Source organism: Pseudomonas sp. PKS (assembly GCF_051913525.1).
GTDB lineage: Bacteria > Pseudomonadota > Gammaproteobacteria > Pseudomonadales > Pseudomonadaceae > Aquipseudomonas > Aquipseudomonas guariconensis_D.
On record NZ_JBEGDO010000004.1, the window covers coordinates 178,370 to 202,318 of the forward strand.

General features: G+C 63.1%; 19 protein-coding genes. 7 read left to right on the forward strand and 12 right to left on the reverse strand.

Annotated features, from left to right (window positions below; translation table 11 throughout):
* The 5 genes from ABOA88_RS06470 to ABOA88_RS06490 form a co-directional block, all read right to left on the reverse strand.
* Entirely contained in the window at nt 1-957 is a 957-nt protein-coding gene (locus ABOA88_RS06470) for a glycosyltransferase family 2 protein (protein ID WP_367851348.1), read from the reverse strand.
* Complete coding sequence (locus ABOA88_RS06475; RefSeq protein WP_196169769.1) at nt 954-1,574, reverse strand: acyltransferase; 621 nt, start codon at nt 1,572-1,574, stop codon at nt 954-956. Before ABOA88_RS06475 ends, ABOA88_RS06470 begins: the two co-directional genes overlap by 4 nt.
* 126 nt (nt 1,575-1,700) lie before the next feature.
* Nucleotides 1,701-3,167: an FAD-dependent oxidoreductase gene (locus tag ABOA88_RS06480; RefSeq protein ID WP_196169770.1), complete on the reverse strand. Its 1,467-nt coding sequence runs from the start codon at nt 3,165-3,167 to the stop codon at nt 1,701-1,703.
* Nucleotides 3,168-3,169: 2 nt separating this feature from the next.
* Nucleotides 3,170-3,373 (reverse strand): twin-arginine translocation signal domain-containing protein, encoded by a 204-nt coding sequence (locus ABOA88_RS06485; protein ID WP_328327890.1) that lies wholly within the window; start codon nt 3,371-3,373, stop codon nt 3,170-3,172.
* Nucleotides 3,374-3,436: 63 nt separating this feature from the next.
* Entirely contained in the window at nt 3,437-4,813 is a 1,377-nt protein-coding gene (locus ABOA88_RS06490; RefSeq protein ID WP_196169772.1) for an oligosaccharide flippase family protein, read from the reverse strand.
* Between the two features lie 97 nt (nt 4,814-4,910).
* Here ABOA88_RS06490 and ABOA88_RS06495 point away from each other — a divergent pair, with 97 nt between their 5' ends.
* From ABOA88_RS06495 to galE, 3 genes are all read left to right on the forward strand, one after another.
* Nucleotides 4,911-6,437 (forward strand): O-antigen ligase family protein, encoded by a 1,527-nt coding sequence (locus ABOA88_RS06495; protein ID WP_196169773.1) that lies wholly within the window; start codon nt 4,911-4,913, stop codon nt 6,435-6,437.
* A 5-nt stretch (nt 6,438-6,442) separates the two neighbouring features.
* Entirely contained in the window at nt 6,443-9,070 is a 2,628-nt protein-coding gene (locus ABOA88_RS06500; protein WP_196169774.1) for a cellulase family glycosylhydrolase, read from the forward strand.
* Nucleotides 9,071-9,206: 136 nt separating this feature from the next.
* On the forward strand, nt 9,207-10,178 hold the full coding sequence (gene galE / locus ABOA88_RS06505) for a UDP-glucose 4-epimerase GalE (protein WP_196169775.1): 972 nt from the start codon (nt 9,207-9,209) through the stop codon (nt 10,176-10,178).
* Between the two features lie 29 nt (nt 10,179-10,207).
* On the opposite strand, the gene ABOA88_RS06510 is transcribed toward galE, so the two are convergent.
* The 5 genes from ABOA88_RS06510 to eppA all read right to left on the reverse strand — a co-directional run bounded on the left by ABOA88_RS06510 (nt 10,208) and on the right by eppA (nt 14,829).
* Nucleotides 10,208-10,999 (reverse strand): CpsD/CapB family tyrosine-protein kinase, encoded by a 792-nt coding sequence (locus ABOA88_RS06510; RefSeq protein ID WP_230387801.1) that lies wholly within the window; start codon nt 10,997-10,999, stop codon nt 10,208-10,210.
* An 11-nt stretch (nt 11,000-11,010) separates the two neighbouring features.
* Nucleotides 11,011-12,576, reverse strand: coding sequence for a GumC family protein (locus tag ABOA88_RS06515; RefSeq protein ID WP_196169776.1), 1,566 nt, complete (start codon nt 12,574-12,576; stop codon nt 11,011-11,013).
* A gap of 21 nt (nt 12,577-12,597) precedes the next feature.
* Nucleotides 12,598-13,713 (reverse strand): hypothetical protein, encoded by a 1,116-nt coding sequence (locus tag ABOA88_RS06520; RefSeq protein ID WP_196169777.1) that lies wholly within the window; start codon nt 13,711-13,713, stop codon nt 12,598-12,600.
* Nucleotides 13,714-13,731: 18 nt separating this feature from the next.
* The gene (locus ABOA88_RS06525; RefSeq protein WP_196169778.1) at nt 13,732-14,289 is read right to left on the reverse strand and encodes a polysaccharide biosynthesis/export family protein; all 558 of its coding nucleotides are present in this window, start codon (nt 14,287-14,289) and stop codon (nt 13,732-13,734) included.
* Nucleotides 14,290-14,652: 363 nt separating this feature from the next.
* Entirely contained in the window at nt 14,653-14,829 is a 177-nt protein-coding gene (gene eppA / locus ABOA88_RS06530; protein ID WP_167358099.1) for an EPS-associated small membrane protein EppA, read from the reverse strand.
* 411 nt (nt 14,830-15,240) lie between these two features.
* Here eppA and ABOA88_RS06535 point away from each other — a divergent pair, with 411 nt between their 5' ends.
* From ABOA88_RS06535 to ABOA88_RS06550, 4 genes are all read left to right on the forward strand, one after another.
* The gene (locus ABOA88_RS06535; RefSeq protein ID WP_070576886.1) at nt 15,241-15,630 is read left to right on the forward strand and encodes a YybH family protein; all 390 of its coding nucleotides are present in this window, start codon (nt 15,241-15,243) and stop codon (nt 15,628-15,630) included.
* Between the two features lie 89 nt (nt 15,631-15,719).
* Complete coding sequence (locus ABOA88_RS06540; RefSeq protein ID WP_196169779.1) at nt 15,720-17,219, forward strand: purine-cytosine permease family protein; 1,500 nt, start codon at nt 15,720-15,722, stop codon at nt 17,217-17,219.
* A gap of 13 nt (nt 17,220-17,232) precedes the next feature.
* On the forward strand, nt 17,233-18,663 hold the full coding sequence (locus tag ABOA88_RS06545; protein WP_196169780.1) for an aldehyde dehydrogenase family protein: 1,431 nt from the start codon (nt 17,233-17,235) through the stop codon (nt 18,661-18,663).
* Between the two features lie 377 nt (nt 18,664-19,040).
* Entirely contained in the window at nt 19,041-20,258 is a 1,218-nt protein-coding gene (locus tag ABOA88_RS06550; RefSeq protein ID WP_196169781.1) for a DUF3422 domain-containing protein, read from the forward strand.
* A gap of 158 nt (nt 20,259-20,416) precedes the next feature.
* Here the strand turns inward: ABOA88_RS06550 and ABOA88_RS06555 are convergent, their stop codons facing one another.
* Together ABOA88_RS06555 and ada are read right to left on the reverse strand one after the other, a co-directional pair.
* Nucleotides 20,417-22,810, reverse strand: a complete 2,394-nt coding sequence (locus ABOA88_RS06555) for a DUF3772 domain-containing protein (protein ID WP_196169782.1) — start codon at nt 22,808-22,810, stop codon at nt 20,417-20,419.
* A gap of 56 nt (nt 22,811-22,866) precedes the next feature.
* The gene (gene ada, locus ABOA88_RS06560) at nt 22,867-23,934 is read right to left on the reverse strand and encodes a bifunctional DNA-binding transcriptional regulator/O6-methylguanine-DNA methyltransferase Ada (RefSeq protein ID WP_367851347.1); all 1,068 of its coding nucleotides are present in this window, start codon (nt 23,932-23,934) and stop codon (nt 22,867-22,869) included.
* Nucleotides 23,935-23,949: the final 15 nt, after the last annotated feature.

Sequence of the window (23,949 nt, forward strand, 5' to 3'; positions counted from 1 at the left end):
CTAGCGTGTCGGCTGACGTGCAAAGCGCGTGTCGAAGAGCAGCGCCCAGGTCGCCCGGGCATGCTTCCAGCTGGCTTCGACGGCCCCCCAGCCACGTCGTTTGAGCAATGCCTTGAGCGCCAGCAAAGTGTCACCGAGGCTCACCAACAGCATGTGCAGCGCAAGCCCGAGCACGCCATGGTGCTTGCGAAAGTACAGCAGCTCGCTTTCGATCTGCATCACCGAGATCTGCCGGCTGGCCGCTTCGAGTTCGGTGACCGACTTGGAGCTTTCGCCGCCGATGTGCACCACCGTGGTGTAGGGGTAGTACACGACTTTCCAGCCGGCCTGCTTGACCCGTTTGCAATGGTCCACTTCCTCGTAGTAGAGGAAGTAGCGCGGGTCGAACAAGCCTACCTGCTCGATGACCTCGCGCCGGACCAGGTAGAAGCAGCCTGGCAACCAGTCGCATTCACGCACCGAGTCGTGGTCCCAGTTCATCTCGTCGATGGTCTGCAGGCCAGGGAAGAAACGCTCCAGCCCCGTGCGTGCGGCAAACATGTTCAGCGGCGTCGGAAAGTACCGGCAGCTGGGCTGCAGGTCTCCCTCACGCCCCACCAGACGCACCCCGAGCACGCCGCACTCCGGGTGTGCCTCCATGTACTCGACCGTACGCACGAGGGTGTCGTCTGCGACGAAGGCGTCGGTGTTGAGCAGCAAGGCGTACTTGCCCCGCAGGTGCTCGACCAACTGATTGTTGGCGCGGCCAAAACCGACGTTCTTCGGATTGGCCAGCAGCAGCGCCTCGGGGCAGACCGCCGCCAGGCGCTCCAGGGAGTCATCGACCGAGGCGTTGTCGACCACCAGGTAGCTCGCCAGATCCGCGCCCTCGCCACGGCGCAGGGCATCGAACATCGGCTGCAACAGCCCTGCGGTGTTGTAGTTGACGATCAGCACATCGACGAGCTTTTCACTCATGTCTCCTGCCTCCCGCTGCCGTAGAAGTACTCGGCGCGCATGGCGGCCAGTTTCGGCTCCAACTGCGGGTCGAAGACATCTGCGCGGTTCTTGATCAGGTCGATCCAAGGGTAGGCCTCGCAGCGCGCCTCGACCCGCTTGACCAGGTCTTCGAGCGTGCACAGGACCTTGGCCGGGTTGCCACCGACGACCGTACCCGGTGGCACGTCCTTGGTCACCACCGCCCCGGCGGCCACAATGGAGTTCGGCCCGATGGTCACCCGGGGCATGACGATCGCTCCGTGGGCAACCCAGCTGTTGTCACGCACATCGATGAACCCCACCGAATCGAGTTTCTTGCCGTAGACGGCCTCGATCAGGTCCACCACGCCGTCATGCCCGATCAGGGTGCAATCGGACAGCCCGCAATTGCTGCCCAGCCGCACCAAGGTAGGGTCGGTGATATTGCACCCCGGGTTTATATGGACGTTGTTGCCGGTGGAATAGAACCGTCCCCAACGTGTCATGTACTGACCCCACTCCATTGCGGTCGGTCGGCACAGGCGCCTGTACAACCCGCTTCCACGTCCGGTGGACATGGCGTAATGCCTCACGATCTTCTTCAAAAATCCCATCATGCTGTCGCCCTCACACACCTATCGATGTCGAACCGAACCCAGGCCACGCGCCCCTCGCGCACGGTACCTGCCCCCATCAGCGCAGCTGCGAAACATCCACAAGTTGCAGACACGCTGTCACACCCGTCAGGCGACTTCGCCCGCCTGAGACTTCATCTTTGCATCCAGGTGGTCCACCAGTCGCAAGGCGAACTGGAGCAGCGGCATCGTCGGATTGCTCGCCCCGCCCTTGGCGAAGATGCTGCTGCCAGCGATATACAGATTGTCGGTACCGAACACCTTGCAGTCCGGGTCGACTACTCCGGCATCGGGCGAGGCCGCCATGCGCGTGGTCCCCATGTGGTGCGCGTGGGGCGACATTTTCAGGGGCAGGGACGTGTCGTGGACGAAGTCGTTCAACTTGACGAAGGCCAGCCCGCTCTCGGCGAAACGCTTGGCCAGCTCGACGCCAATGCACTTGATGGTCTGGCGGTCATCGCCGCTCAGCACCCAGTTCATGTTCACCTTGGCCACGCCCAGCGCGTCCTTTTCTTGCACGGTCGAAAGGCGGCTCTGCAGGTTGGGGAACTGTTCGATCATGGTGCTCAGCACACCATCGCCGGGGCAGTTGAACTTGGCGATGAAATCGATCTTGTGGGCGATCCCCATATTGCAGCTGAGGGTCTCGAGGAAGTCCTTGACCTGGGCGGTCCGGCCATAGTTCGTCACCTCGTCCAGCACCGTCGCGGAGACATTGCCTTTGCCCGCGTGATACTCAGCCACGAACGCATCGGTGGTGAAGTACTGGCGAGGCTTGTCCACCTTTCCGCTGTTGAGGATGAACGTGCCCAGGTCGACATTCAGGTGCTCCATGAAACAGCGCCCGACAAAACCATCGGGCTTGACCACGCCCGCGGCAGCCAGCGACTCGCTGTTGAGCAGTTGCCGGGCATTTTCGACAGCGCCCATCGCCAGCACGAACTGTCGAGCGATCACCCGCTCACGGTGCTGATCGTAATCGGACACCACTACAGCCTTGACCCTATCGGCAACGTGATCGAATTCCAGGTCAACGCAATTGCAGTGGATGAACACATCAAGCCCTGGCGTTTGCTCCAGCGCCTTGGCGTACTTCTGGGCAAACCGTGTGGGCGGGCTGAGCAAGAACTCGTCGGGCACGAAGTCATCACCGAGCCGACTGACATTGATCGCCTGGAAGTGCGCGCCTTCCGGCAGGTCGACAATCGCCATGGCGGCCGGCAGGTAACGCTCGATCTCGGCATAGGCGATGGGCCAGCCGGGAATGCCGCCCGGCGGCGGGACAGAAAAGTCCGAGGCTTCAAATGGCCGGCAACGCCCGGCCCAATGGTTGGAGGTGCCCCCCAGAAAGCGCAGGCGCGTGTCGTGGATATACGCCTCCAGACCGGAGGAACTGCATTGGTAGAGGTCTTGGGACTGCTGGGAATACTCGTGCCCACCGCCTTCGAGCAGCACCACGCGCCAACCTGCTTCGGCCAGGCGCAGGGCCAGGGTGATGCCCGCAGGTCCCCCGCCGATGATGCAGAAGTCGTAATCATCACGCAGTGCTTTGTGCGTCTGATAATCCTTGATCATGCTCACGCCTTGCGAAAGTATTCGGCGGGCAACACCCATCCGTTGATCACCACGAAGCCCCCGGTCTGAGAGACCTTGCGCGTAGCAGTCCCGGAAAGCCCGAAGACCAGCCCGCCCGCCCCCAATACCGCGCATCCCTTGAGAAAGCCCCTGCGTCCTAGCAGCGGGGAAACAGAGTCATGCTTTCCCATGATTCCAAGACCCATGCCGTGAAATTGACTTTGAATTCTAGGTTTCCGACGGCGACAGACAGAGTATTCGCGATGGAATCAGAACCCGTTGAAAAGCCGCGTCACCAGCTCACCACACAACGCGCCGACCGCGATGATCGGCAGGACCATCAGCTCACGCTTGAGGCTGAACATCTCCAGTTTTCGATTGACGTAGAACACCAGGATCAACGTGGGGAAGGTATGCAGCGCCACCCACCAGATCGCGTAGTCCACGCCGCCGATGGCCAGCATCACTGGCATCCCCACCCAAAGCGAAACGGCCCGGATGATGTTGTCCATGGCCTGGTACTTGGTCAGCCCCACGGCCAGCCACACCTGGTGGGCCAAGCTGTAGCGCAAGGTGAAGAACGACCATGAAAGAATAGCCAATATCCGGCCCGCATCCTGGTAACGGTCGTCGTACAACCAGCTGATGATCAGTGGGCTGACCGTGAGGAACAGGCCGCAGGCGAACAGGCAGGCGGTGTCGAAGTACAGCCTGAAGTGGTTGTACAGCTTGAGCAGCCGGGGTTTGTCGCCAGCGCGGGTGGCCTCGCTGAAGGCCGGCAGCACCACCGCCCCGCCAAGTTTCAGCAAGCCGACCTGCACGGCCGAGAGAATCAGCACGGCAATGGAATAGACACCCATGTCGAAGGTGGACATGACCCCGCCGAACCAGATGCGATCACCGTTCATGGCCAGCACGCCCACCATCGAGGACAGCAGGATCCAGCGGCCATAGTTGATCAGCTCGGTCAGCGCGGACTTGTCCCAGCACAGGCGGCTGCGTGGCCCTTCGAACAGCAGGTGGCTCATCACGGTAGAGACGAGGGTGGACACGATCCCTGCGGCCACCAACGACCAGATCGAACGGGTGAGGTAGCCGAACACCAGCATGACCAGCAATCCGACGAACTGCGCCGTGAGTTCGAGAATCACCACGCGCTTTTGCTGGAACGCCCGCACGGCCAAGTCGATGGTGTTGGACTGCAAGCCGTAGATCACCGCGGAAATGCCGGTGACCGCCAGCACCAACGGCAGTTCCGGAGCGGCATAGGAGGATCCGGCTGGCCACAGGTTGATCTGTTGGGTCACCCAGGAGCCAAAGGCGATGAGCAGCGTCACGGCGAACAGCAGGATGCCGCGCAGCAGTTGCACGGTCCAGGCGGTATTGAGAAACAGCGGATCGTCGCCGCGCGGGCTCTGGATGATGTTCTGCCGCAGGCCGACATCCGACAGCAGGTGCAGGACCACCGACAAGGTGGTGGAGATGGCCATGATGCCGAACATGTCCGGCACCAGCAGCCGTGCCATGATCAGGTTGCCGCCAAGGCGCAGGGCCTGCGTACCGACCAGGGAGACCATGTTCCACGCACCCGCTCCCAATGCACGTTTGCGCAGGCTGGTCGGCGGCGATAAGTCGACTGACGGCATGACTACATTCCCTGACCTATTGGCTAAAGTCACTATAGTCTCAATCTGCCATGTCGCTAGCCGTCGTCCATCACAAAGGGACAGGTCATCACCGCCTATGCCAGAACACCTTCGCGCATTGATCGTCATCCTGTTCCTGGCCACCGTGGTGTTCACCATGGCACGACGGCCGGCGCTGGACCTGATCCGCCCAGCCGACTTCAAGCGTCGGCGCAACCTCTGGTTCGCCCTGACCTTGCTGATATTCGTGTCCGGCAACTTCTGGATCTACTCAGCGATTGCCCTGCTGGTGCTGCTGGTTGCCGGGCGGCGCGAGCCCAACCCGATGGCGCTGTTCCTCATGCTGCTGTTCTTGATGCCAGCGGCGGCGATACCGGTGCCTGGCTTTGGCGTGATCAACTACCTGGTCGACCTGGACCACATCCGCCTGCTCAGCCTGAGCGTGCTGCTGCCCGCGGCCCTGGCCCTGCGCCAGGAGTCGGACACCTTGCCGTTCGGACGCACCTGGCCTGACCGCTTCCTGCTCGCCAGCCTGGTGCTGATGAACCTGCTCTACCTGCGCGAGACCAGCGTGACCGACACCCTGCGCCAGACGCTGTACCTGTTCCTGGATATCTTCCTGCCCTACTACGTGGCCAGCCGGGCACTCAAGGAGCTCAGCCATTTCAAGGACGCGCTGCTGAGTTTCGTGATCGCCACCATGCTGTTGGCGCTGATCGGCACCTTCGAGTATGTGCGCCATTGGCTGCTGTACAACGCGTTGACCTACGTGCTGGGCATCCAGATGGACATGACCAGCTACCTGAGCCGTGGCGGTTCGCTGCGCGCCAGCGCCACCACCGGCCAGGCGATCGTCCTGGGTTACGTGATGATGGTCGGCATCGGCTTGTACCTGTTCGTCCAAGGCTACGTGCACAGCACGCTGCAGCGCACCCTGGGTGCCCTGTTGCTGGCCGCCGGCCTGTTCGTGCCGATGTCACGCGGACCCTGGGTCGGCACCGGGGTGATCATCGTCGTGTTCATCGCCACCGGGCGCGGCGCCGTCAAGCGCCTGGCGATGCTCGCAGTGGCCGGGATGCTCTCTTTGCCCCTGCTGGCCGTGGTACCGGGGGGCGAGAAGGTGATCGACATGCTGCCGTACATCGGCACCCTGGAAAAAGACAACATCACCTATCGGGAGCGACTGCTGGACAACTCGCTGATCGTCATCGAGCGCAACCTGTGGTTCGGCTCGTTCGATTTTCGCAAGACGCCGGAAATGCAGTCGATGGTCCAGGGCCAAGGCATCATCGACATCGTCAATACCTACCTGAACTTGGCCCTGCGCTTTGGCGTGATCGGCCTGTCCTTGTTCATCGCCTTCTTCACCTCCACGGTGCTGAGCCTGCGCAAGACACTGCGTACGTTTGCCGACAAGGACGAGCACCTGTGCCGGCTCGGGCGCAGTTTGCTGGCGACCCTGCTTGGCATCCTGGTCACGATCTTCACTGTCAGCAGCATCACGTTCATCCCCGTGGTGTACTGGTCCCTCGCCGGTGTAGCCGTTGCCTATGTGCAGATGGTGCGCCGATTCAAACTCGCCCACGCTGCCGGCATCGTTGGTGCCGGCCTGCCCGCCCGGTGACCCGCATGACACGACACTGCCTGGTTTCATCCCTGCTGCTCACCCTGCTGTTGGCCCTGCCCCCCGTCACTCACGCCGAGGACTGGGTCGCCAGTATCGACGAAAGCCAGGGCCTGCCACAGTTGACCCGTGGCGGTAACCTGGCAATGCAGGCCAAGTTCAAGTTCTTCGCTGCCGACTGGAAATGGGCGAACTTCGACAGCGGCGCCTTCAAGGTAGAGGCCCCTTTTACCTACAGCCTGCGGGCCAGGAACTCGACACTGGGGTTCGACCTCAAGGCCCAGATCGCCAAGACCACGGAGCAGAGCCTGACCTGGGCTTTCGACTTGCAGGCCCACAGCCGCAAAACCAATGTGATGGGCGGCGGCATCTCGTTCCAGTTCGACCGCGCCCTGTTCACTGAAATGGGCAAGCCCAATCTGCTGCCGGGCAACCGCGGCTGGAGCTGGGGCGACCGCGCCAAAGGGCCGTACATCGAGATGCGCTTCGACCCGCCCCTGACGAGCGTGTACATCGAACCCATCGACGACGCCGAAGTACGGGCATTCTTCTACAAGGACCAGATCGCGCCCGGCACTCAGCAAATCAAAGGCGTGCTCACGGTCTCGCAGGGCATCGAGTTGGCCCAGACCTCCGATGAGCGCTTCGGCCTGGGCGACACCAGCCGCTGGCCGCTGGACCAGACAGACTGGCGCACCTCGCCGGTGGACCTGTCGTTCCTCAACGCCGGGGAAAAACCGGCCGGCAAGCGTGGCTTCGTCAAGGCGGTGGGTGACCAGTTGCAGTTCGCCGATGGCACCCCCGCGCGCTTCTGGGGCACCAACGTCTCGGCCTATGCGCTGTTCAAAACCTCGGACGACGAAATCCGTGCCCAGGCCAAGCGCCTGTCGGCCTTGGGCTTCAACCTCGTGCGCCTGCATCACCATGACTCGTATTGGGTGACACCGAGCATTTTCGGCCGGCACGACCAAGTGCGTGACACCCAGAACCTGAGCCCTGAGTCATTGCAAAAGATCGACTGGTGGATCAAATGCCTCAAGGACGAAGGGATCTATGTGTGGCTGGACCTGCACGTCCAACGCGCCCTCATGGCCAGGGACAAGATCCGCGGCTTCGATGAATTGCCCAAGCGCGAAGGCCTGACCGACCGCGACAAACAGCCCATCGCCGACCTCAAGGGCTACAACTATGTGAACGACACCATCGCCCAGACGATGAAGCACTTCGCCGAGCAGTACCTGGGGCACGTCAACCCCTACACCAGCCTTGCCTACAAGGATGACCCGGCCATCGCCGCGGTACTGATCACCAATGAAAACGACCTCACCGGGCACTACGGCAATGCCCTGCTCCCAGACAAGACACCGACCCAGCACATCAAACGCTACATGGCGCTGGCCGAGGCCTTCGCCAAGCAGCATGGGCTTGCGAAGGAGCAGACCTGGCGCGCCTGGGAACATGGCCCATCCAAGCTGTTTCTCAACGACCTGGAGCAACGCTTCGACCAGCAGATGATCGATCACCTGCGTGCTTTGGGCGTGAAGGTGCCCATCGTCACCACCAGCACCTGGGGACGCAATGGCCTGAGCGCCTTGCCGGCCTTGACCAGTGGCGACCTGATCGACGTCCACAGCTATGGCGGCGCAGGCCAGCTGGAGAAGAACCCGCTGACGAGCGACAACCTGGTCAACTGGCTCGCCGCAGCCCAGGTCGTGGGCCGGCCGTTGAGCGTGACCGAGTGGAACAACGAATGGCAAAGCGACACCCAGCCTGTGGCCGATCGCTACACACTGGCGCTGTATGTCGCCGCCACGGCCCGCTATCAGGGCTGGGACGCCTTGATGCACTACGCCTACAGCCAGGAGCCCTTCCGCGAGGAGGATCGTTCGGCGAGCAACTGGCACGCCTACAACGACCCCAGCCAGCTGGCCACACTCCCGGCCGCCGCCCTGGTCTATCGCCGCGGCGATGTACGTGAAGCCGGCCAAAGCTACGTGTTCGCCCCCACCTCCGACACCTTGTTCAACCAGTCCATCTCGCCAGCCGATTCGGTGCTGCTGCGCACAGCCATGGAAAAAGGCAAATTGCAGATTGCCCTGCCAAAGACACCGGCACTGCCGTGGCTGCAGGCGAGCGCACTGCCCGCCGCAGCAAAGGTTATCCAGGATCCCAATCAGTCCCTGCTGCCGGCCAACGCCAGCGAGGCCCGCAGCGACACCGGCGAGCTCAGGCGCAACTGGCAACAGGGGCTCTACACCATCGACACACCATTGACCCAGGCGGCCATCGGCTGGCTCGGCGGCAAGACACTCGCGCTCGGCGATATCCAGCTCAAGCTCAAGACCGCCAGCGCCAGCGTGGCGGTGCAGAGCCTGGACGGCAAACCGCTGAAACAGTCGCGGAACCTGTTGATCTCCCTGGGCACCCGGGCCGAGCCCCAGCCGAACAAGCGGACCCCGTTTCGTGTCGAGCCGCTGGACGGCACCTTGTCGATCCAGGCCGTCGACGGCTTGAAACTGTTCAGTCGAAACGCCCAGGGGCAGCTTCAGGAATACCCCGTCAGCTACCAGGACGGGCGCTACCTGATCCGTTTCGACGGTAGGCAGATGACGAATTGGCTGTTCTTGAAATAGGCATCTAGGCTCCAAGAAACCAGGGGCGTGCCCATGCAGTTGGCCAACCCGCTGACCACCTGATCCGCTTGCTAAGGATGACCGCCCGGCCCCTCCGGAGCGCGCTTGCACATCAAACAGATTCCAGGAGGCTTGGATGAAGTTCTTGGTTGTCGGCGGCGCGGGCTACATAGGCTCGCACATGGTCAAGCACCTGCGTTGCGCAGGGCACGACGTCATGGTGGCGGACAATTGCCCCTGCGGGCCGCGTCCGAACTGGGTCAGGCTGGACATCGCCGACACCCATGCCCTGGATGCCTTGTTCGCCCAGCATCGGTTCAGCGCGGTGTTTCATTTCGCCTCGTTCATACAGGTGGGCGAGTCGGTGGTCGAGCCCTCCAAGTACTACCAGAACAACGTCGTCGCGACCCTGAGCCTGTTGCAGGCCATGGTGCGCGCCAATGTCCGCCACCTGATCTTCTCCTCGACCGCCGCCGTATACGGCGACCCGCAGCATGTGCCCATCGACGAAGCGCATCCCAAGCAGCCGATCAACCCTTATGGACGCAGCAAGTGGATGGTCGAGCAGATTCTCGAGGATTTCGACCGTGCCTATGGCTTGCGCTCCGTTTGCCTGCGCTATTTCAACGCCGCTGGCGCGGACCCGGAGGGCGAACTGGGTGAATGCCATGAGCCGGAGACCCACCTGCTGCCGTTGATCCTGCAGGCGGCCTCCGGACGGCGCGAGACGATCACGGTGTACGGTCGGGACTACGACACGCCGGATGGCACCTGCATCCGCGACTACATCCATGTGGCCGACCTGGCTGCGGCGCATTCACTGGCGCTGGACTACCTGCTCGCCGGCGGTGCGAGCACGGCATTCAACCTGGGCAATGGCCTAGGCTTCTCGGTGCAGCAAGTGATCGACACCGCCTGCGGCGTGACTGGGCGCAAGATCGCCACCAGCGACGCCCCCCGCCGCGCCGGCGACCCGCCCCGGCTGGTGGCCGATGCCAGCCGGGCCAGGACCGTGCTGGGCTGGCGACCGGCGTTCGCGGCGCTGGAGCAGATCGTCTCGCATGCCTGGCATTGGGAGCAGAAGTACCCCTGGTACACCCCAAACTGATCAGCAGCCCTTGCGCAGTTGCCAGTACGTCAGTAGTAGGTACGCGGCTGCTCCTCGGCCTTGTTCAGCACCGTCCCGATCAAGTTGCTGGCCCCCAAGTGATACAGGCTGTCCTCGATGTCCTTCTTGCTGTTCATGCCATTGGCCACCACCAGCAACACGCAATCGAATTTCGGCAGCAAGGTGATGGCGTCATCGGAGCTCAGCAGCGGCGGCAGGTCGAAGATGGTGATGCGCGACTCGTAACGCTCGCGCAACTCGTGGATCAGGTTGCTCACCAGCGGCGAGGACAGCAATTCGGTCGACAGCGGAATGGGCTCGCGGGTCGGCAACACCACAAAGCGTGGCAAGGTCGGGTTGACCATGGCATCGCTCAACTCGGCTTCGTTGGCCAGGTAGTCGTTGAGCGACTTCTCCATCGGCAACCCCAGGCAGGCGCCGACCCGTGGCCTGCGCAGGTCGAAGTCCACCAGCAACGCGGTCTTGGTGGTGTGGTGGGCGATACTCATCGCCAGGTTGATCGCCAGCACCGTCTTGCCCGCTTCAGGCGTCGGCGAGGTGATGGCCAGCGTGCGCCAGCCGTTCTCTTCCATGGCTTGCAGCACCTGGGTGCGCAGCAGGTCGAAGGCCGAGCTGATCGCCGAGTTCTTCTTGTAGGCCACGATGCGGTGACGCTCCAGATGGTCCGGGCGCAAGGGCACGACCTTGGTGCGCACATAGTCGAACAGGCCTGGCACTTCCGGATGCTTGACCGGCACGATGGAGGAAGGCGCTGATGCGCCGGTCTTTTTCGTTTCGTCTATCGGCGTGATCTTGTTCATCGCAGCTGTCCCTATCCGAACCGACTCATGGCCTTCATCAGCAAGAGGTCAAACGGCATATAGAAGAAGTGCAGCAACACCACCCCCAGCACCGCCAGTGCCAGGATCGAGACCACCAGCCACACGCGCCAACGGCGCCGCTGCGCAAGCTCGGCCTGGGTCGGGATATGCGGAATGCTGACCAGGACACGCTTGCCCACGATGCTTTCCAGGGCCCCCACACCGCGCACGCGCTGGTTGAGCATTTCCAGCACCATCACCAATGCGCCACCGCCGGCCGGGGCCAGGACGAAGCCCAGCGCGACGATCTTCTTGCGATTAGGCTTCACCGGTTTTTCCGGCAACATCGGCGGCTCCAGGAGCACGAAGCGCTCGGCCTTGTTCTCCTGCTCCAGGCTTTCGGAAATCTTCGCCGCCATTTGCTTGGCACGAATCTCTTCGTACTTCTTGCGGGCGTTGTCGTGGTCGCGCATCAGGTTGACCAGGCCACGCTCGACCTGGGGCGCCTCGAGGATCTCGGCCTCGTAGGCGTTGATCTTCTGCGACATGTCGCGCTTTTGCTGGGCCAACGAGGCGACGCGCTCCTGCGCCGCAGCCATGCGGGTGCGCACCTTGGCCACGTCCAGGTTACCCTCGACGCCAATGCCACCCGCACCACCGCCGGCTTTCAAGGCGTCGATCTTGCGCTTGACCGCGCGTACGTCGGGGTGCGCTTCCTTGTAGCGAGAGAGCAGTTGCGTGTACTCGGCCTGCAGGCTGGCCAGGTCCTGCGGCGGCTCCGCCGTACGAGGCCTGCCGCCATCAAGGGTGCTGGGCACGCCGGCCTTGGCCCCGGCCAGCTCCAGGTCCAGATAGCGCAACTCCTCTTGGGCGGCCTTGTAGTCACGATCGATTTCCCTGAACTCCATCTCCGAGCGCGACAGCATGTTCATGCGCAGGGTCTGGTGTTCCGGCAATGCGTTGGCATGCGCCTGCTTGAAATCGGCCAACTGGTTCTCGAGGCTCTGCAGCTCGGCGCCCAGCTTGTCCGCTTCCTGGCTCAGGAACTCGGTGGTCTCACTGGCGCGCTCGGTGCGCTGCTTGATGTTCTCGTTGAGGAACAGGGTCACCAGCTCGTTGGCGACCTCCCTGGCCACCTCCGGCTGCTTGTGCTCGAAGGACACGTTGAAGGCGACCGTGGCCTCGCCACGCCCTTTGATGAAAGTGCTCAAGGTCTCGACCAGGATCGCGGTGCGCATCAGCTCGACCTTGTCGGCATCACTGAGCAGGCGAGACTTGCTGGAAAACAGCCCGTACTTGTCGATGATCCGCAGCAGGTTTTCACGGGTCATCACCCGCTGGCGGATCACCTCGATGCGTTCATCGGCAAAGCTGTTGTTGTTATTGGCGACCAAATCCGGCGATATCTGCTGGGACTCCACCAGGATGGTCCCGGTCGACTGGTAGACCGGTGGCACCGCCACAGCGACCGCCACGGTCGCCGCGAGGATCACCACGATGACAATCGCCAGCACCAGTGCACGATCCTTGATGATGGAGATGTAGTCCCTGATCGACAGCTCGTATTCAGATTTCATAGTCACCACACCGCTGAAAAATCAGTAGTCGGGAAATCTATAGGTCAAGCTCAGTCCGATAATGGTGCCGGTGGCATCTGGCAGGTTGTCTTGCTGGCGCTCTCTGTACACCAAGGATAGGCGCGCCACCCAAAATGGCGAGAGCTCACGACTGGCCCAGGCGCCAACCGACCACAATTTGTTTGGCGTCTGCCCTTTGCTGTCCTGCCAGCTGGCATCGAACCCGACCCGATCGGTGTCGGCGACCAGGTAGCTCCAGGAGCCCCGCAACGTATCGATCTCGGAAAACCCGCCCTGGCCGCTGGCCACCGAACTGCGGTCGGCCGCGACGTTGGCGTCCATGCGCTCGCCCCGATAACGCAACGACACGCCCCCCTGCCCCTTGCGTCCACCGCCGTCGCCGGAGACTTCGTTGACGCCGACGTTCACGCTCCCTTCCAGGCGTTCGGTGAACTGGTGCGTCATGCCGATCACCGGCGTGTAGCTGTTCGAGGCAATCGCCGCATTGCGATCATCCGGTTCGTAACGCCGGTAGATGAACCGGGTGAACAGGTCGGTGCGCTCGGTCCAGGCATAGGTGTAGCTCAACCGGTTGGCGTATTCCTTGTAGCCGATCAACGTGGACACGTCGTAGCTGGCGTCGTCGTACGAAGTCTCGTTTTCCAGAAGGCCTCGCTCGCTGAGCTGCCGGCTCCAGTTGCCGGTCAGAGTGTAGAGCTTCTGCGTACCGTCGGTGGTGACCACGCCAGTTTCAAGTACCGCACTGGACAGCGTCGAACTCTCGACGTAGGTCCCCACCAGGCCATACCGGCCTTTGTCGTAATCGCGTTGCCACCCCAGCCGCACACGAGGGTCCTCGCGGTTGTCGAGGATATTGCGATCGGATGAACGCAATACATGGGCCCCCAGACCGAAGTCGAACTGGTCGCGATCGAAAGTGCCCAGCAGGCCGACTTCCGGATCGAGGTAAGTGCTGGTCACTGCCTTCTCCTGGGAGCTCAGCAGCAAGGGGTTGCTGTCATGTTCGACGGTCATGGGTACGGCGACCGACGTGTGCCAGATAGCTGCCTGGACCACGGCCGGGCAAGGAAGAATCAGGATCGCCGCGGCGACCCGGGAAGTTTTCAATACAGACACGATAGACTCAGAACAGGATCAAGGAACGACCAGCGTATCGCCGGCCTGCAGTTGGAAATTGGTGGTCATGTCACGTCCGGAAACCAGGTCCCGGTAGCGCACGGGCAGCACTTGCTGGCTCTCACCCTTGCGCCGGATCACTTTGATGGAGCCTTCATCGGCGAACTTGTCCAGGCCACCGGACATGCTCAGGGCCTGCAACACCGCCATGGGACCTTCCATCAACACCGGGCCGGGCTTGAGCACCTTGCCCTGCACATAGACGAGGTTGCCGGCGATGCTGGTGACGACCACGCTGACATTCGGCTCGGGCAGGTACTGCTCGAGTTTCTTGGCGATCTTCTGGGCGACCGCGCTGGCATCGAGGCCGGCAACGTCGACTCGCCCGGCAAGCGGGAAGGTGATGCTGCCATCGGGAAGCACCTTCACCTCCTGGCGAAGGTTTTCCTCTTGCCAGACCGAGACCAGGATCACATCGCCAGGGCTCAGCAGGTAGGCCGCATTCGGTTCGGTGGCGTTGGCCGCCGAAGGCAGGAGCATCAGTGCGCAAAGTGTGGAGATCAGGAAACGGAACATCGGGATCCCTCCGGTCAAGTAGCCATGCCCAGCGCTACACAAAAGAACGGGGCGAAAACGCTCGCCTTTGCCGTAAAACAAGTACCGACCGCAATCGCCTCGACCGTCCTGGAGGATGTTTCCGCGATGAGACACATCGACGAAGCTCCCTGCTCCGACGCGCCCGCTGGGGGCGCCGACAAATGGAATATAGCAACGGCAGAGGATTCCACAAGCCGTTGCTCCGTCCTGATAAAACGCGGTTCTTCCAGGAACTTTCACATCTTTTTCACTTATTGGCGCAGGGCAATACACCGCACGCCAACTTTAAAACGTACGCATTAAAACAAAAGTGTTAATGCATAGAAAAGCGAATAACTTTCACTATATTTTCGATCGGTTGGCGAGGGCGATAAACCCAATTACCGCAAAGGAAAACAGCCATCCCGCCGTCGCGGCAGGCACTACACTCGCCTTGCTGATGTAGGAGTCCGCAGCACCGGCTGCGCCACTCATCAGCACCAACAAGAAAATCGACTTGATGATCAGTGTCGAGCGCATGATCCCCTCCCTTAAAGAGGATTGAAACTGTTTAATTGAGAAACAGCTTTCTTTTTATATGGGTGAGTATGGGGCACCATGACACTACGTCAATAGACCGCCACCATGATAAATCTCAATGGCCCCCGCCCTGCCTCGTCAAAATTTCGACAACCATTCTGTGGCTAAAAAACGCTCACTGTTTCAGCAGTGTTGCAGAGGCCGCCGCTGACCTTCTGGGCGCTGGCGGTGCCTGCAATTGGACGCAACGCGGCCCCAAAGCCAAGGCGCTGTGACACAACGGCTGCTGCCTTCGGGGATGACTTGGTTCACAAATTCCTGAACTGATTATTTATCCCCAGCGATTTTTCCCCTCGCCAAGGCTCACCAGAATCGCTTCACCACAATCACAATAACCGTGAGGCCACTGCTGTGGACCAGACCCTCCAGGTACGCCAGGCCGCCGCCGACCTCGTCGCCGCTTTCGCCAGCAACGATACCGCCCGCTATTTCGCCTGTTTCAGCGAAGACGCCACCTTCCTCTTCCATACCCTGGCGCAGCCACTGCTGTCACGCCGCGCCTATGAACAACTGTGGGCGCAGTGGCAAGCCGAAGGCTTCGCCGTATTGGCGTGTCAGTCCAGCAATCAACACGTGAGCCTGCAGGGCGACGTGGCGATCTTCATGCACGATGTGGCCACCCGCATCCGCATCGCAGGCCAGGAGCACTCGCTCGCCGAGCGCGAAACCATCGTCTTCCGTCGCCAGGACGACGGCTGGCTGGCCTGCCACGAGCACCTGTCGGTCGTCTCCGACGCCTGACCTTTCCTGCGGCCTTGCCGCACTGCCAACGCAACCACAATAGGGTCGCGCCCCGCGACGACCTACAACATGCGCGCTGGAGCCTTGCCATGAGTCAATCGACCGGTATCGAGACCAACGGCGTCGAACAGATCCCCGACGATCAACGCGACGCCTCCCCGCTGGACCTGTTCCGCCTGATCTTCGGCGGTGCCAATACCTTCGCCACTGCGGTGCTGGGCAGCTTCCCAGTACTGTTCGGCCTGTCGTTCCAGGCTGGGGTCTGGGCGATCCTGCTCGGCGTCGGGGTCGGCGCCCTGATCCTCGCCCCCATGGGCCTGTTCGGCGCGCTCAACGGCACCAACAACGCGGTGTCGTCAGGTGCGCACTTCGGCGTGCATGGGCGCATCGTCGGCTCGTTCCTGTCGCTGCTCACCGCCGTGGCGTTCTTCTCCCTGTCAGTGTGGAGCTCGGGCGACGCCCTGGTCGGCGGCGCCAAGCGCCTGGCCGGGTTGCCGGAAACCGACTTGACCCTGGGCCTGGCCTACGGCCTGTTCGCGGTGCTGGTGTTGGTGGTGTGCATCTTTGGTTTCCGCTTCATGCTGTGGGTCAACAAGATCGCGGTGTGGGCTTCGAGCCTGCTGTTCCTGCTGGGCATCTTCGCCTTCGCCGGCCCCTTCGACCTGAACTTCGCCGGCAGCGTCAATCTCGGTCAGCCAGGCTTCTGGGCGGCATTCGTGGGCGCGGCGATCCTGGCAATGAGCAACCCGGTGTCGTTCGGCGCTTTCCTTGGCGACTGGTCGCGCTACATCCCACGCCAGACGCCCAAGGCGCGCATCATGCTGGCGGTGATCGCCGCCCAGGTGGCGACGCTGATCCCGTTCCTGTTCGGCCTGTGCACCGCGACCCTGGTCGCCACCCAGGCACCGGACTACATCGCGGCCAACAACTACGTCGGCGGCCTGCTGGCGATCTCGCCGGGCTGGTTCTTCCTGCCGGTGTGCCTGATCGCGGTGATCGGCGGCATGTCCACCGGCACCACAGCGCTGTACGGCACAGGACTGGACATGTCCAGCGTCTTCCCGCGCCTGCTCAGCCGCGCCGGCGCCACCCTGCTGATCGGCGTCGCTGCCATCGCCTTCATCTTCATTGGCCGCTTCACCTTCAACCTGGTGCAGAGCGTGTCGACCTTCGCTGTGCTGATCATCACCTGTACCAGCCCCTGGATGGTGATCATGATCCTCGGCCTGATCACGCGCCGCGGCTTCTACCACGCCGATGACCTGCAAGTGTTCACCCGGGGCCAACGCGGCGGCCACTACTGGTTCCTGCATGGCTGGAACTGGCGCGGCATGGGCGCCTGGATCCCCAGCGCGGCGGTGGGTCTGTGCTTCGTCAACCTGCCCGGGCAGTTCGTCGGCCCCCTGGGCGAACTGGCCGGCGGTATCGACCTGAGCCTGCCGGTCACCCTGGGCCTGGCGGGCGTGCTGTACCTGATCCTGCTCAATCTGTTCCCTGAACCTGCCGGCGTCTATGGCCCGAACGGCCCGCGCTGGGTGCGCTGCAAAAGCGCGCCGCGCACGCCGGTAACCTCCGCCGAAATCGCCTGACTGGAATCCGATCATGACCACACCTCACTACATCGATGGCCGCTGGGTCGAAGGCCAAGGCAACGACTGCATCGTCGTGCATGACCCCTCGCTGGGCCAGCCGTTCGCCGAACTGATGTCGGCCAGCGCTGCCCAAGTCGACCAGGCCGTGGCCGCCGCTCGCCGCGCCCTGCCCGCCTGGAAGACCACCAGCCCGGCCACCCGCGCCGCGCTGTTGCGTGGTTTCGCCGAACAACTCGGTCTGCGCCGCGACGCGTTGATCACCCAGCAGATGCGCAACAACGGCAAGCCACGCCACGAAGCCGAGATCGACCTGGACGATGCCATCGCCACCTTCGGCTACTACGCAGACCTTGCCGAGCAACTGCCGGAAAAGAACCGCGACGTGCCCCTGGCCGCCCCGGGCTTTACCGCCCGCACCCGCCTGGAGCCGGTGGGCGTGGTCGGCCTGATCGTGCCGTGGAACTTCCCCCTGGTGACCAGCGCCTGGAAGCTCGCCCCGGCCCTGGCCGCAGGCTGCACCGTGGTACTCAAACCTTCGGAAGTCACCCCACTGATCGAACAGGCCTACGGCCAGATCGCCGACGCTCTGAACCTGCCTGCCGGTGTGCTGAACATCGTCAACGGCAAGGCCGAGACCGGCGCCGCCCTGAGTGGCCACAACGGCCTGGACAAGCTGTCGTTCACAGGCAGCAATGGCGTCGGCAGCCAAGTGATGCGCGCCGCCGCGGCCCAGTGCCGGCCAGTGACCCTGGAGCTTGGCGGCAAGTCGGCGATCGTGGTGTTCGATGACTGTGACGTGGACCAGGCGGTGGAGTGGATCGTCGCTGGCATCACCTGGAACGCCGGCCAGATGTGCTCGGCCACCTCCCGCCTGCTCGTGCAGGAGGGCATCGCCGACGCCCTGCTGCCACGTCTGCAGGCAGCCCTGGAACAGATGCAGGTAGGCAATCCGCTGACCGAGGAAGTGGCCATGGGCCCACTGACTAGCCAGGCGCAATGGCTGAAGGTCGCCGGCTACTTCGCCACCGCGCGCGAAGAAGGCCTGCGCTGCCTGACCGGCGGCCAGGTACTGGACCGTGACGGCTGGTTCGTCAGCCCCACCCTGTACGTGGACGTGCCCGAATCCAGCCGCCTGTGGAGCGAGGAAATCTTCGGCCCGGTGCTCTGCGCCCGCCGCTTTACCACTGAAGACCAAGCCATCGCCCAGGCCAACGACAGCCGCTTCGGCCTGGTCGCCACGGTCTGCAGCGCCGACCTCGAACGCGCCGAACGTGTGGCCGATGCGCTGGAGGTCGGGCACGTGTGGATCAACTCGGTCCAGGCGGTATTCGTCGAGACGTCCTGGGGCGGAACCAAGGGCAGCGGCATCGGCCGTGAACTCGGGCCGTGGGGCTTGTCAGCGTATCAGTCGGTCAAGCATGTGACGCGTTGCCTGGGCTGATAGCCGGAGACGAAAAGCCCCTTGCTGACGGCTGTCACAAGGGGCTTTCACATACAGGGGATTGGCTACCGAAGCGCCCGCATCATCGTCTTGGGTGACAGATAAGGGCAGTGTCTGAACCCCGCATATTGTGCGTAGAACTGCTCAAGCCGCTCGGTACGCGGATGAACAACAGACGCAACGCAACCCACTCTTTCAGACGCGACCAGAGCTCGTACGATTGCATCCTGCAAGCGATCGGTCGCCACAATGACGTTACGCAGCGAGCGAGTCCCACAACCCGCCGGCACATTTCTGTGCCTCTGGTGACTTTTATCTACAATGGAAGAGTCCCACCCCTGGTAGCCCAACAATCACAACACCAGGCCAGACCTTCCATGCACCCGCAACGCACCGCCCTGCACAACGAACTGCACGCCCGACCTTCGCTGTATTTCAACGAGCCTGCCCATGTCCATCACCTGGCACTGCTGGGCGATGAGGCCGACTGCCAGGCCTTGCTGCAGCGCTGTTGCCCGGATGCACTCGACACCGAGGCCGCCCAAGGCATCACCCGGCTGGAGGGGCATCCGTTCAAATGGGAGCGCCACGCCGAGTTCTTCACCCTGACGCTGGTGGTGCCCTGCGCCACCCACGATGCCGGCTGGCAGGGGCTGCCCCAGGTACTGGCCGAGGCCATCGCGCCGCAGGCGGCGCAAGTGATCAATGCCGTGCAGGTGCTGGTGCGTGGCGAGCAGGACCTGGACCTGACGCGCTACGGTTTCAAGGACCCGTGCGGCTCGTGCGTCGGGGGCGGCGATGCGGTGGTGTGGAGCGATTTTCGCCTGACCGAAGACGGCACCAACCGCCTGCTGTTCGTCAACCGGCGGCTCAATGCCTACCGCCAAGGCCGCATGATCCGTCGCCTTCTGGAGATCGAGACCTACCGCATGATGGCTTCGCTGACACTGACCACGGCCAAGACCTTGAGCCAGGAGCTCGATGCCTTCGACCGGACCCTGGTGAGCCTCTCCGAGCGCAGCGCCAGCGTCGACGGCCAGGACTCCAAAGCCCTGCTCGAAGCCATTGCCCACCTCTCGCGCCAAGTGGTCAGCCGCACGGTCAAGACCCGTCACCGCTTCGGCGCTACCCAAGCCTACGCACAACTGGTGTTCGAGCGCTTGGGCGAGCTGCGCGAAAGCCATGTTGGCGACTGCCAGCGTCTGGGGGTGTTCATCGAGCGGCGTTTCAAACCGACCGTGCGTTACTGCGCGGCCACCGAGCAACGCCTGGAACAACTGGCCAAGAACGTGGCCAACCTGGGCGACCTGCTGCAGGCACGGGTGCAGGTGGAAATGGAAGAACAGAACGCCGAGATCCTGCGCAGCCTCAATGCCCGGGCCGACGCCCAGGTGAAGATCCAGCGGGCCGTGGAAGGGCTGTCGATCATCGCCATCACCTATTACCTGCTGAACCTGTTCAAGCTGCTGTATGGCGGGCTGAACGTGCTGGGGGCTGGGCTGACGGCGCGCGAGGCGTTGTTGGGGATGGCGGTGCCGGTGATTCTGCTGCTGGGAATGATCCTGTTGCGGATCCGGCGGGCGAAGCAGCATTGAGCCTGCAGGCGCTCGTGCCTCGATCCACCCACGAACACCGACAACGCCGGTCGCAACGACCGAGCCGTCGGCTTCGCGGATAACCCCACTCCCACAGGTTGTACGCTGTTCTCAAAAAAAACGCGGGGCCTGTGGGGCGGGTTTACCCGCGACGGTCCTCACACGGCCCCGTCCGCGGGCCGTACGTTGTCCTGCAACAGCACCATGCTCTGCGGCGACGACAGTGCGATGCCCTCGTCGCGCAGACGCCCCAGCACCGTGAACAACAGGTCGCTGCGCGCGCCCGACACTTGGCGGGGGCTGGCCACATAGCCACTGACGCTGAGCACCATGCCGCTGGCAGTGAGGTCCTTGAAGGTCACCGACGAGGCCGGCGCATCGAGGATCGACTCATGTTCGCGGAAGGCCGTCAGCAGCAGTTCGCGCACTTTGTTCGCATCGGTTTCCAGCGGCAAGGTCAGGGTGATGCCGACCACCCCCAAGGCATTGCCCATGGTGACGTTGCGCACGTTCTGCGAAATGAACTGGGAGTTGGGCACGATCACCGTGGAACGGTCGGACATCTGGATTTCCGTGGCACGCACGTTGATCCGGCGGATATCCCCTTCCACCCCGGCCAGGCTCACCCAGTCACCTACCTTGACCGGACGCTCAGTGAGCAGGATCAAGCCGGAGATGAAGTTCTGCACGATCTGCTGCAAGCCGAAACCGATACCCACCGACAGGGCACTGACCACCCAGGTGAGGCTGGTGAGGTTGATGCGCAGGGTCGTCATCACCAGCATGGCCAGGAACAGGAAGCCCAGGTAGCCGACCAGAGTCACCAGGGAGGCACGCATGCCGGCATCCATGTCCGTCTCCGGCAGCAGGCGCTCGCTCAGCCAGCGCTTGACCACACGAATGGCGAACAGACCGCCCAGGAACATGGCCACGGCCAGCAGGATGTCCTGGGGCACGATGTTCAGGTTGCCCAGCAGCTTGCCGCCGGTGTCGTCCCAGTCCGCCAGGCTCAGCAGCAACTCACCCGGGCTGGTGCCCGACGGCATGAGCACCAGCAGGCCGGCGACAAACAACAGGAAGGTGCGGCCGATCCCTGCCAGGATCGTGCTGGCCTGGGCCTGGTGGCGCTGCTGCAGCCCCAGCGCAGAGGCCAGGGCCAGGCCACCAGGTTGGCGTGGCGAGAGCAAGGTTTCGCACAGATCGCCAAACACCGTGACCAGCAGGTAGGCGCAGGTGCCCACCACGCTGACCCACAACAGCTTGGCGGTGAGGAAATAGGCCAGGGTCAGGTAACCGGTGAGCAGCGCCAGCAGGACCAACGCGACCCACACCACGATCACGAACGGGATCAGCCCCGCCAGCCCAGGTGCCCGCTCCAGCTGATGCTGCTTGCGGGCACGGCGATAGCACACCAGCGCTGCGACGAAGATCAGCGACACCACCAGCGCGGTCAGGCCATTGGTGGCCACGGTGAGCGCAAGGCTGGTACCGATCACGCTGTTGATGCGCTCCTGGGTCAGCAACACCATCAGCGCCAGCGCCAGGAGCTTGGGGAACCAGCCAAGGGCACTGGCCACTTCATCCGGAATCGGCGGCAGTCGCCAGGACGGACGCTGGAGCATCAGCATGGCGCGGCCAAGGCCGGCAATGAAGGCACTGAACACCACCAGCGTCAGAATGTGGTTGGTCAGACTGGCAATGTCATTGCCCAGCTCGGCGCTGTTCTCCAAGCCCCAACGCACCAGCGACACCGAGCCGCCGATGGTGCTCAAAGTCGCCAGGCTGACACTCAAGGCCAGGGCGCTGCGACGCAGGCGGCCCTCGGGCAACCAGCGGACCATGGCATTGGCCAGCAAACGCTCAAGCAAGCGGCGTACCCAGGTCCAGACCAACAGCGCGGCCGCCAGGCTGCCAATGAACAACCAGCGGTGATCGGCACTGAAGGCGCTGGCCACCGCGTCAGTCGCCTCGCCACGCAGATCGCGCAGACGGGCGACATCTTCGTCGGTCGGACGGATCAGGCTCGACCAGAACGCCGGGCTCAAGGGGCTGGCGGCGCGGGTGGTGACCTGGGAGTTGAACTGGCTGCGGCGCAGGTTGACGATCTGCGTGGCCAGGTCGCGTGCCGACTGGGTCAGCTTGATGGCCTGCTGTTGCTCGGCCAGCACCTGCTTTTGCTCGTCACTGAGCTGCTTGCGCTGACGCGTGATGCTCTCGGCTTCATCCGGCAATACCGGGCCGAGGACCTTGAGCTGATCGTCCAGACGCTCTACATCGGTCGTACGCTGGGTGCCCAGGGCGTCAGCTTGGCGCTGCACTTGCAAGGCGGCCTGACGCAACTGTGACAGCAAGTCGTCGTTGGCTTCGCTGGTCAGTTCCTGGCGAACCTGATCGAGCCGATCAGTCAGTTGCTTCAGGTTGGCGTTTTCATCCAGCACCGGCAATTCGTCCAGGCTCAGTGGCCCGACGGATGCCGACCAGGCCGGTGTCGCCACCCACAGCAACACGGCGAGGATTCCCACGCAAAAACGGCAAAGGCTGAGTCGCCTCATCGAATTCCCCTATTTACAAGCTCAATTGGGCGGGAATTCTACGCTGCTCCTGATGATCACGTGAGTGCCGTTTCTCGCGCCAGCAATTGCCGCTTACGCTCGACACCCCAGCGGTAGCCACTGAGGTCGCCATCGCGGCGCACCACCCGATGGCAGGGGATCGCCACGGCCAGGTGGTTGGCCGCGCAGGCCTGGGCCACCGCACGCACGGCCTTGGGCGCGCCGATGCGCTGGGCGATATCGGTATAGCTGACCCGGCTGCCCAACGGCACCTCACGCAGCGCCTGCCAGACCCGCTCCTGGAAGGCCGTGCCCTGCACATCCAGCGGCAAGGCCAACCCCAGTGCCGGCTGCTCGACAAAGCCCACCACCACCGCGACCAATTGCTCGAAGCCGGCATCGCCGCCGATCAACTGCGCATTGCGAAATTGATCCTGCAACTCGCGCAACAGTTGCTCAGGGTCGTCACCCAACAGAATGGCGCAAATGCCGCGCTCGCTCTGGGCCACCAGGATCGCCCCCAGGGAACATTGGCCAATGGCGAATCGGATCCTCGCCCCCGCCCCGCCGGCGCGATACTCGCGCGGACGCATGCCCAGGCGTTGGCCTGCGCTTTCATAGAATCGGCTGTTGGAGTTGTAACCGGCGTCATAGATCGCGTCGGTCACGGAACTGCCTTGATCATCGAGCCGCTCGCGCAGGCGCCGGGCGCGGAAGGCCGAGGCGTAGGCCTTGGGCGTAAGCCCGGTCTCGGCCTTGAACAGGCGATGCAGGTGGAACGGGCTCAGTGCCAGTTGCTCGCCCAGTTGCTCGAGGTTGGGCGCGGTGTCGCTGGCCTCGATCAAGCGACAGGCACGAGCAACCAGCTCAGTGCGTCGCGCGACCTGCTCGGCCTTGGCCTCGGTGCAGCGTCGGCAAGCCCGATAACCGGCTGCCTCGGCCGCCCCGCCATCGGCAAAGAACTCGACGTTCTCACGCTTGGCCAGCCGCGACTTGCAACCCGGTTGGCAATAGACCCCCGTGGTGCGCACGGCATAGACGAAATGACCGCAGGCCGCAGTGTCGCGCGCCTGCACAGCGTGCCAGCGGGCGGTATCGGTGAGGTAATTCGAGGCAGGCTTCATGGGCATCTCCTGGCT